Here is an 8,976-nt window from a genome sequence, read left to right on the forward strand (position 1 = left end):
ACCGAAACACCTGTCCATCGGAAGCAAAGGGTTTAGCCGATCGGCTCTAACGCCGGTCAAAACATAACCGAACCCAAGGAAAAGCCGGCAATTGAAGGCGTTTGCCCCTTGTGTTCTTTCATTGGAGCCAGATATGACACGAATCCTCTATTCCCTCTGCGGTGCCGACGAGACGCGCCCGTTTTCTCCGCATTGCTGGAAGATCGTGCTGGCGCTTCATCACAAGGGTCTGGAGTTCATCGAGAAGCCGATGCCTTTTACCGAGATACCGAAGGTCGAGAACGGATTTTCGAAGACTGTTCCGATCCTGAGGGACGGTAACGAACTGATCCGCGACAGCTTCGATATCGCGCTTTACCTTGAGGATACCTATCCGGGCCGTCCGACTCTGTTCGGTGGCGAGGGCGGCAAGGCCCTGGCCCGGTTTGTCGAGGGTTTCTCGCAGATGGTGATCCATACGGCGATCACGAAGATCGCGGTGAAGAACATCCACGACATGTTGGGCGAGACCGATCGGGTTTATTTCCGTCAGAGCCGCGAGGCGCGCCTCGGCAAAACGCTGGAGGAGCTTGAAGCCGGCCGCTCCGCCGAGATCGCCGCTTTCGCGGCAAAGCTCGAGCCGATCCGCCATACGCTGAAGTATCAGGAATTCATCGGCGGCGACGGACCGCTCTTTGCGGACTACATCCTCTTTGGCGCCCTGCAGTGGATGCGCATCACCGCCGGCACGGATGTCTTCAAGGACGATGATCCCGTCGGACGCTGGTTCGAGCGCTGCCTGGACCTGCATGAAGGGGCAGGGCGGCGTGTGACAGCGGCGTGAAATTGCCTGAACCCCCTTGTTTCCAATGAAAGGGGCGGGTAAAGACCGCCCACTTTCCGTTCGAGACAAAGGATAGATCAATGGCGATTGAACGCACGTTTTCGATGATCAAGCCGGATGCCACTAAGCGCAACCTGACCGGCGCCATCACCAAGGTGTTTGAAGACAACGGCTTGCGCGTCATCGCTTCCAAGCGCGTTTGGATGAGCAAGCGCGAAGCCGAGGGCTTCTACGCCGTCCATAAGGAGCGCCCGTTCTTTGGCGAGCTCGTCGAAGGCATGACCTCCGGCCCGACCGTCGTTCAGGTTCTCGAAGGCGAAAACGCCATCCTCAAGAACCGCGAAATCATGGGTGCCACCAACCCGGCCAACGCTGACGAAGGCACCATCCGCAAGACCTTCGCGCTGTCGATCGGCGAAAACTCGGTTCACGGCTCCGACGCTCCGGAAACCGCTGCCCAGGAAATCGCCTACTGGTTCTCCGAAACCGAAATCGTCGGCTGATTGCCGCAAGGCAGGTGATCGAGAAATGGGCCGGGGCGAAAGCTCCGGCTTTTTCATGCCCCTCTCATTTAATCTTCAGGCCGGACAATCGGCCACTGGCGAATAGTCAGCGCTGCCATCGGGCTTGAACACGTCGGGGTTCGGATCATAGCCCGGACCGACCACCAGCGGTTTTGCGGGCAGTACGCTTTGATCGACATCCGATGTGACGGTGGTTTCGATCGTCTGGAGCGGTGTGCCGTTGCTGTCGAGAATGCGGATTGTCACCGCATAGGGGCGGTCCTGCCGGACACATTCGATCGGCGGGCTGGCAAGCGAAATCTTGTCCATCCTCGGAAACAGTTTCTCCCGGATGGTCAACGGGTCTCCGCCTCGCGGATTCTCGAACTCTGCCTCGACAGAACCGTCTTCGGGAAGAGTGCCAATTCGTCTCAGCGTCACCAGATAGTTCGCTGTCGCCACGCGGTAGTTGAAGACGAACATCCGTCCGGAAAGCTCGGCAAGCTGCTGCTCGGCTTCGCGCTGACAGGCGGTCAGCAGAAGCGCGGCAAGACTACAGACAATCAGCCGTCTCATCATGGCGCGGCTTCCTTCTTTTTTCGATGATAGTGGCGGCTGGCCTTTGCCCGGTTGCCGCAGACGGTCATGTCGCACCAGGTGCGGCTGCGGTTCTTGCTGCGGTCGACGAACAGCCAGCCGCAATTGCCGCAGATCTTCAGCCGTGTGATTTCTCCATCCGCGAGAAGGCGAAGGGCGGAATGCGCGGTGGCCGCCTCGAGCGAACCTTTGTCCGCACGGCGCAGGACGGCGGCAGTCGCTTCGAGAAGATCGGCTAAAAGACCATATCCGTCATTCTCCAGAATACGGGCGCGAAAATAACGGTCGATGGCCTCCCGCAAGGCTAGGAAGGGCAACCGGTTTCGGGATGGCACCGGTGCAAGCTCACCGAACAGGGAGCGTTCGGCCGAAAATACGCCTGCTGCCTTCGCAAAGGCGTCCATCTGCTCCGGCTCGGCGAAACGATCGACACTACGTGCGGGATCGAAGCGCAGGATGACGCTGTTGGCAACATCGAGCGCCAGAGCGCCTCCGGCAAAACGGTGCGGGGTCCAATAAAAGCTCATGTCATCATTATAACTGGCGAAAGCCATTTTACCAGTTATATTAGGCCGAGTTTCGGAAAGGATCGATGGCTTATCTGCTGCAGCAACTGGCGAATGCCTTGCCGTTGGCAGCGCTTTATGCGGCGCTTGCCTTCGGCTACTCCATTGCCTTTGCCGTGACCCGGCGTGCGGACATCACCTATGGCGCGATCTTTGCCTTTTCCGGGCATATCTATTTGATATTTGCCCATTTCGGCTGGAACCAGCTGTGGCTGATCTTTCCCGCAGCACTTGGCCTTGGTGCCGCAGCTGCACTGGCCGGCGGTCTCGGAGCAGGGGTGATCGCCGGCCGGTTCGTCATGCGGCCGCTTGCAAGGATTTCGCCGAACGCGGTGATCGTCGCCTCGCTTGGCGTGCTGATGGTGCTGATGGAGGGGGCAAGGCTTGCGGCAAACACGCGCGAGCTCTGGCTGCCGCCTTTCCTCAACAATCCCCTAGTTTTCTGGCGCGGGGACGGCTTTCCGGTTACGCTGACGCTGATCCAGCTCATCAATGTTGCGGCAATGCTGATGATGATCACCTCCGGCTATCTTGTGCTCGCCAATACCCGCTGGGGCCGTGTCTGGCGGGCGGTCGCAGACGATCCGCTGGCGGCAGAGCTCTCCGGTACCAATTCCTCGTTGGTCTTCGTCGTCTCCTATGCGGCGGCGGCACTCTATGCCTCTGTCTGCGGGGTGCTCGCGACTTCCCATTACGGCACGATGGATTTTGGCGCAGGCCTGCTGTTCGGGCTGAAGGTGGTGCTGATTGCCGCCGCCGGCGGCCATTCCAACCCCTTGCGCTCATCCGCCGGCGCCGCCGTCATCGGCTTTGCCGAAACGCTCTGGAGCGGCTACGGCCCGATCGTCTGGCGCGACCTTTTCATCGTTTCGGTGCTTGTGGGCGTGTTGGTGATGAGCAGGCGGGAGAGGGCGATCCCCTGAGCGGACGGTTTGTAGCGGCTTCCATGCTTCTTTCGGGGAAAAGCGCTTTTGCGAGTTCCCTTCGATCGTCACTTGGCTAATGTCGCCATGCCGTTAAGTCTCCCCACCGACCCTCCAGGACATACGATCATGCTCAGCAAGTCTCTTTGCCTGCTTTTCTCGGCTTCAATCATGCTGCTGCCGGCGACCGTTCGGGCGCAGTCCGTCGAACTGACTACCCAGTTCAGAGGGTCCGGCATGGCGCTCGAGACTGTGACCGATGGTCCTTTCGCGGGATTGGGGCAGTTGACCCCGCGCGGTGGCAATCCGGGACAGCGGTGGATGATCTCGTCGGAAGGCAACTGGCTGCGATTGCGCAACGAGCGGACCGGCAACGGGATGTGTCTCGACGTGATCAATGGTGGTGACCGCAACCATTTTGTGGAAATGCGGCCTTGCGGCAACTATTCCGGCCAGTTCTGGCATATGCGCGGAGATGGCAACGACATCAGGCTGACGCCCCAGTTTCTGGGCGAAGGAATGTGCCTTGATATCGTCAACGGCGGAATGGCGGACAATCTGGCGCGCATGGTTCCCTGCGCCAACTACTCCGGCCAGCTGTGGCAGGTGCGGCCTTAGGAAAACAACAGGACTGGTTGGCCCGGCGGCTACATCCACTTGTCCCGCGCTCTGTCATCCGCATCCTTGGCGGATACCCAGTCGCGGGCCGTGCCGTCTGCCGCATGCTCCTTCTTCCAGAACGGGGCGGAGGTCTTCAGAAAATCCATCATGAAGCTGGCGCTGTCGAAGGCAGCCTGGCGATGCGGTGCTGCCGCGACCACCAGTACGATATTCTCGCCCGGCGCGATTTTTCCGTAGCGGTGGATGGCAGTGAGCCCCAGGAGCGAGAAGCGTTCGATGGCGATCTCGGCGATACGGCGCATTTCGGCTTCCGCCATGCCGGGATAATGCTCGAGCTCGAGCGCGGAAAGCATACCCTGCTCGTCGCGGCAGAGACCGCTGAAGGTAACCACCGCGCCGATGTCCCTGCGGCCGGCAGTCAGGATTTCCACCTCGGATCGGAGGTCGAAGTCCTGGCTCTGCACCTGGATCCGCGGTTCGACGGTCACGGTTTCACCCTCCGGTCATCGGCGGGAAAATACCGATCTCTCGGGCGCCGGCGATCTTTTCCGAATGCTCGACATGCTCCTGGTCGATCGCCACCCGGATTACCTCCGGATATTGAAGCGCGTTCTCGTATTCCTCGCCCAAGCCCTTCAGATGATTCAGCAAGTCGCGCACGGTGACGACATTTTCCGGAATGGTGATTTCCTCTTCCGGCTTGCCGATGCGTTCGCGCACCCAGGCGAAATAGACGAGTTTGGTGCTCATTCTTCGTCAACCAGATGTTTCAGGCCGGCCTTGAAGTAGTCGTAGCCTGTGTAGAAGGTGAGGATCGCCGCAATCCACAGAAGCGCGATGCCCATTTCGGTAATATAGGGCATGATCTTGTCGCCGGCGGGGCCGGCAAGCAGGAAGGCGATCGCCACCATCTGGATGGTCGTTTTCCACTTGGCGATGCGCGTCACCGGTACCGACACCTTCAGTGCCGCGAGATATTCGCGCAGGCCGGAGACGAGGATTTCGCGGCACAGAATGGTGATCGCCGCCCAGAGAGACCAGCCGGCAATCGTCCCGTCCGCGGCCATCAGGAGCAGCACGGAGGCGACGAGAAGCTTGTCGGCAATCGGGTCCAGCATCCGGCCGATATTGGATGTCTGGTTCCAGATGCGGGCGAGATAGCCGTCGAGATAGTCGGTGAGGGAAGCGATCACGAAGATCGTCAGGCCCGCCCAGCGGGCGAAATCCGAACTTTCGAGCCGGCCCTCCACGAAGAAGCAGAGAACGATGACGGGCACGGCAACGATGCGCGCATAGGTGAGCAGGTTGGGGATGTTGTATGCGCGGGAAGCCATGGACGACCTGTTAGCTCTATTTGTTCCTAGTTGATGCCTGAAGCCGCGCCCGTCAACATGCCTTCGCGGCTTTTTTGAAAAGGATTGCGGCAGAGCCGCTTACCCGGCGCGGTTCTCGTGAAAGTGATTGTAGATCTGTTTCGCCACGGCTTCGGAAATGCCCTCCACCGCCATCAAATCCGTAAGGCCAGCGCGGGACACGGCTTTTGCCGTACCGAAATGCTGCAGCAGCTTGCGCTTTCGACCGGGTCCTATGCCGGAAATCTCGTCCAGGGGATTGCGGACCATCTCCTTCTTACGGCGGGCGCGATGCGAGCCGATGGCGAAGCGATGCGCCTCGTCGCGCATCCGCTGGATGAAATAAAGCACCGGATCGCGCGGCGGCAGCGAAAAGTCGCTCTTTCCGTCCATGAAGAAACGCTCGCGGCCGGCCTCGCGGTCGACGCCCTTTGCAACACCGATCGCCGTTACGACATCCCGAATGCCGAGTTCGTCGAGAATGGAGCGGACGGCGGTCATCTGCCCCTGTCCGCCGTCGATGAGGATCACATCCGGCCAGGCGGGGAAGGGGGCATCTGCGGCATCTTCGGCTGTGGCTGCGGACCCGCTGCGGTCGGGGAGGCCCTCTTCCTTGATGAGGCGCGAAAACCGGCGCGTCATCACCTCCCGCATCATGCCGAAGTCGTCGCCGGGGGTGATGTCGGTCGATTTGATGTTGAACTTGCGGTACTGGTTCTTCACGAAGCCTTCCGGCCCCGCCACCACCATGCCGCCCACCGCATTGGTGCCCATGATGTGGGAGTTATCGTAAATCTCGACCCGGCGCGGAGTGTAGGGCAGGGCGAAAGTTTCGGCAAAGCCGGCAAGAAGCCGTGCCTGCGAAGCCGTCTCGGCGAGCTTGCGGCCATGCGCCTCGCGGGCATTCGCCAGAACGTGATCGACGAGGTCCCTCTTTTCGCCGCGCTGCGGCACCGAGATCACCACCTTGTGGCCGGCCTTTTCGCAGAAGGCCATCGCGAGCAGTTCCTGTTCCTCCACGGTCTCGGAAAGCAGGATCTGCCGCGGCACCGGTTTGTCGTCGTAGAACTGCGCGAGAAAGGCATTGAGCACTTCCGCGGGAGAAAGCTGCGGGTCGGCCTTCGGGAAATAGGCGCGGTTGCCCCAGTTCTGGCCGGTGCGGAAAAAGAAGACCTGGATGCAGGAGAGCCCGCCCTCATGATGGATGGCGAAGACATCCGCCTCCTCGACGCCGGCCGGATTGATGCCCTGGTGGCTCTGGACATGCGACAGCGCGGCGAGCCGGTCGCGATAGACCGCCGCGCGTTCGAAATCGAGATCTTCGGAGGCTTCCGCCATCTGGCTGGCGATCGCCGCCTTCACATTCTGGCTTCTGCCGGAAAGAAAGTCCTTCGCTTCGCTGACGAGCGCGGCATAACCTTCGTCGCTGATCTCGTAGGTGCAAGGGCCGGAGCAGCGCTTGATCTGGTAAAGCAGGCAAGGACGGGTGCGGGTTTCGAAGACGCTGTCGGTGCAGGTGCGCAACAGGAAGGCGCGCTGCAGTGAGTTGATCGTGCGGCCGACGGCTGCAGCCGAGGCAAATGGGCCGAAATAATCGCCCTTGCGGGCACGCGCGCCCCGATGTTTGAAGATCGCCGGTGCCCGGTGATCGCCGGTGATCAGAATATAGGGAAAAGACTTGTCGTCACGCAGAAGCACGTTGAAGCGCGGGCGCAGGCGCTTGATCAGGTTCGCCTCGAGCAGCAGTGCCTCGGTTTCCGTCCGCGTCGTGACGAATTCCATATGCGTCGTCTCGCGCACCATGCGGGCGATGCGGTTGGAATGAACGCGGCCCTGGGCATAGTTGCCGACGCGTTTCTTGAGGCTACGCGCCTTGCCGACATAGAGCACGTCGGCCGCTTCGTTGAACATCCGGTAGACGCCGGGCGCGTTGGGCAGGTGCTTGACGAATTCGGCGATCAGCTCGGCGCCCTTCAGGCCGCTCTCGTTCTTGGGCGCTTCGTTCCAGTCGACCGACGCGACGATCCCTTCGACGGGCTCGCTCACCGGAGCGTCGTCGTCATCCTCTTCGGTTTCGTCGTAAAGAACACCGCCATCCGGCAGCTTCGTTCCATTCATTCCAAAGTCTCCGCCAGATGCCGGAACGGAGCCGGTCGCTGGCCATCGCCGATTCGAACCATGAGCCCGTGATCGGCAGCTTGTCAAAGTTTTGCGGGCGAATGGGCTGGCCTGGCATCGGGTCCAAGGCAGAGATAGTGAATCGCCTCCTGTTTGGAAAGTGAAGAACGCTGTCCGGGCATTTGAGGGTGGTAGCGGGAGCGGCTCCAAGGCAATGGTTGTTTGAGGCAGGAATCTGGCAACGGGCGCCGATTTTGCCCGCGCACCTCGAAATGAAACCCTGGCGTTCGGTCATTATTGCAATGCAGAAGGCAAGTTCTTCATGACCTTGTCGCTACTGTTCTGAGGATAGAAGTTGAAAATGCGAAATTTCGGGCGTAAAGTGGGCGCATCAAAGATCTATTAATTGAGAATTTCTTTCGATTTAAGAAGTATTTAATAGAGATTAAGGTGTATATATTTAAATTAATGAATAAGTAGGGTTAACGATATACATGTTGCGAGACAGCAACATCCAATTTCGGCCTTTTGTGCGCCATAATCAATTCACATTTCGGCTCTTTCATTTCCTCATTTCGCATCCACATTCGGCCTCACCGGGCAGGGAACAAAGCCGTCGCAGCATTTGGTCGCGACGGATCCCGGCACAGCAGTAAAAGGAGAAAATGTATGCGTACTCTCATCGCAACTCTGATGGCCTCGGCAGCCAGCTTCATCGCCATCTCCGCGGCCAATGCCGCTGATGCCGTCGACCAGATTCCGCAGGCCCCGGCAGCAGTCGAAGAGCCGGCACCGGTCGCAAATTGGGCAGGTTTCTACCTCGGTGGTTACGGTTCTTATGATTGGGGCCGTTTCGGCGGCGCTGGCGATCGCGATGGCGCATTTGGCGGCGGTGCCTACACCGGCTACAACTGGCAGTCCGGCCAGATCGTTTACGGTGTTGAAGCCGATGTCGGCTACAACGGCGAAAAGAACACCACGATCGAAGGCTACGAAGGCAAGGCCGGCTGGAACGGCTCGGTTCGTGCCCGCGTCGGTTACGACCTGAACCCCTTCCTGATCTACGGTACCGGCGGTGTCGCCCTTCAGGACAACGAACTGAGCGACGCGACCTCTTCGGAAAACAAGACCGCAGTCGGTTACACTGTCGGTGCCGGTGCAGAAGCCATGGTCACCAACAACATCACCGCTCGTGTCGAGTACCGCTATACGGACTTCGGTTCGGACCGTTACAGCCTGGATTCCGGTTCGGTTTCCAAGGGCTACGACGATCACAGTGTCAAGGTCGGTATCGGCGTCAAGTTCTAAGTCCATCGCCTTTACAGGCTCGGGAAGCCCGGACTTCGCAGGCTGTGTGGAAACGATTGGCAAATCAGTTAAGATGGCCACCTCGGGATCGGGGTGGCCATTTTCATGGGATATATTTTCGGTTTGGATCGGGAGCAGGCATCGCTTTTGCCAGCTCGGATTGAG

11 protein-coding genes are annotated in these 8,976 nt (G+C 59.6%); 5 read left to right on the top strand and 6 right to left on the bottom strand.

Translation table 11 applies throughout. The annotated features are described in order from the left end of the window. Positions 1 to 133 precede the first annotated feature (133 nt). Positions 134 to 823: a glutathione S-transferase family protein gene (locus tag C5L12_RS26975; RefSeq protein WP_105375078.1), complete on the top strand. Its 690-nt coding sequence runs from the start codon at positions 134 to 136 to the stop codon at positions 821 to 823. 80 nt (positions 824 to 903) lie between these two features. Next, positions 904 to 1,326 carry a nucleoside-diphosphate kinase gene (gene ndk / locus C5L12_RS26980; protein ID WP_105375079.1) on the top strand — a complete coding sequence of 141 codons (423 nt, stop codon included), beginning with the start codon at positions 904 to 906 and terminating at the stop codon, positions 1,324 to 1,326. A 75-nt stretch (positions 1,327 to 1,401) separates the two neighbouring features. Here the strand turns inward: ndk and C5L12_RS26985 are convergent, their stop codons facing one another. Further along, positions 1,402 to 1,902, bottom strand: a complete 501-nt coding sequence (locus tag C5L12_RS26985; protein WP_105375087.1) for a hypothetical protein — start codon at positions 1,900 to 1,902, stop codon at positions 1,402 to 1,404. Next, positions 1,902 to 2,450 (bottom strand): CGNR zinc finger domain-containing protein, encoded by a 549-nt coding sequence (locus C5L12_RS26990; RefSeq protein WP_105375088.1) that lies wholly within the window; start codon positions 2,448 to 2,450, stop codon positions 1,902 to 1,904. The genes C5L12_RS26985 and C5L12_RS26990 overlap by 1 nt, the downstream gene beginning before the upstream one ends. A gap of 65 nt (positions 2,451 to 2,515) precedes the next feature. On the opposite strand from C5L12_RS26990, the gene C5L12_RS26995 reads away from it, so the two are divergent. Then, positions 2,516 to 3,412 carry a branched-chain amino acid ABC transporter permease gene (locus C5L12_RS26995; RefSeq protein WP_105375080.1) on the top strand — a complete coding sequence of 299 codons (897 nt, stop codon included), beginning with the start codon at positions 2,516 to 2,518 and terminating at the stop codon, positions 3,410 to 3,412. Positions 3,413 to 3,541: 129 nt separating this feature from the next. Beyond that, positions 3,542 to 4,030 (top strand): RICIN domain-containing protein, encoded by a 489-nt coding sequence (locus C5L12_RS27000; RefSeq protein WP_157949127.1) that lies wholly within the window; start codon positions 3,542 to 3,544, stop codon positions 4,028 to 4,030. Between the two features lie 29 nt (positions 4,031 to 4,059). Here the strand turns inward: C5L12_RS27000 and C5L12_RS27005 are convergent, their stop codons facing one another. The 4 genes from C5L12_RS27005 to uvrC form a co-directional block, all read right to left on the bottom strand. After that, positions 4,060 to 4,521 (bottom strand): molybdenum cofactor biosynthesis protein MoaE, encoded by a 462-nt coding sequence (locus C5L12_RS27005; RefSeq protein ID WP_105375082.1) that lies wholly within the window; start codon positions 4,519 to 4,521, stop codon positions 4,060 to 4,062. A gap of 4 nt (positions 4,522 to 4,525) precedes the next feature. Continuing rightward, entirely contained in the window at positions 4,526 to 4,783 is a 258-nt protein-coding gene (gene moaD / locus C5L12_RS27010) for a molybdopterin converting factor subunit 1 (protein WP_105375083.1), read from the bottom strand. Continuing rightward, positions 4,780 to 5,367: a CDP-diacylglycerol--glycerol-3-phosphate 3-phosphatidyltransferase gene (pgsA, locus tag C5L12_RS27015; protein WP_105375084.1), complete on the bottom strand. Its 588-nt coding sequence runs from the start codon at positions 5,365 to 5,367 to the stop codon at positions 4,780 to 4,782. The genes moaD and pgsA overlap by 4 nt, the downstream gene beginning before the upstream one ends. 99 nt (positions 5,368 to 5,466) lie before the next feature. Beyond that, a complete protein-coding gene (uvrC, locus tag C5L12_RS27020) occupies positions 5,467 to 7,503 on the bottom strand; it encodes an excinuclease ABC subunit UvrC (protein WP_105375085.1) in 2,037 nt (678 codons plus the stop codon). A gap of 669 nt (positions 7,504 to 8,172) precedes the next feature. Here uvrC and C5L12_RS27025 point away from each other — a divergent pair. Further along, on the top strand, positions 8,173 to 8,811 hold the full coding sequence (locus tag C5L12_RS27025; protein WP_105375086.1) for an outer membrane protein: 639 nt from the start codon (positions 8,173 to 8,175) through the stop codon (positions 8,809 to 8,811). Positions 8,812 to 8,976 lie beyond the last annotated feature (165 nt).

The organism is Neorhizobium huautlense, from assembly GCF_002968575.1.
In the GTDB taxonomy this organism is placed as follows: Bacteria; Pseudomonadota; Alphaproteobacteria; order Rhizobiales; family Rhizobiaceae; genus Neorhizobium; species Neorhizobium huautlense.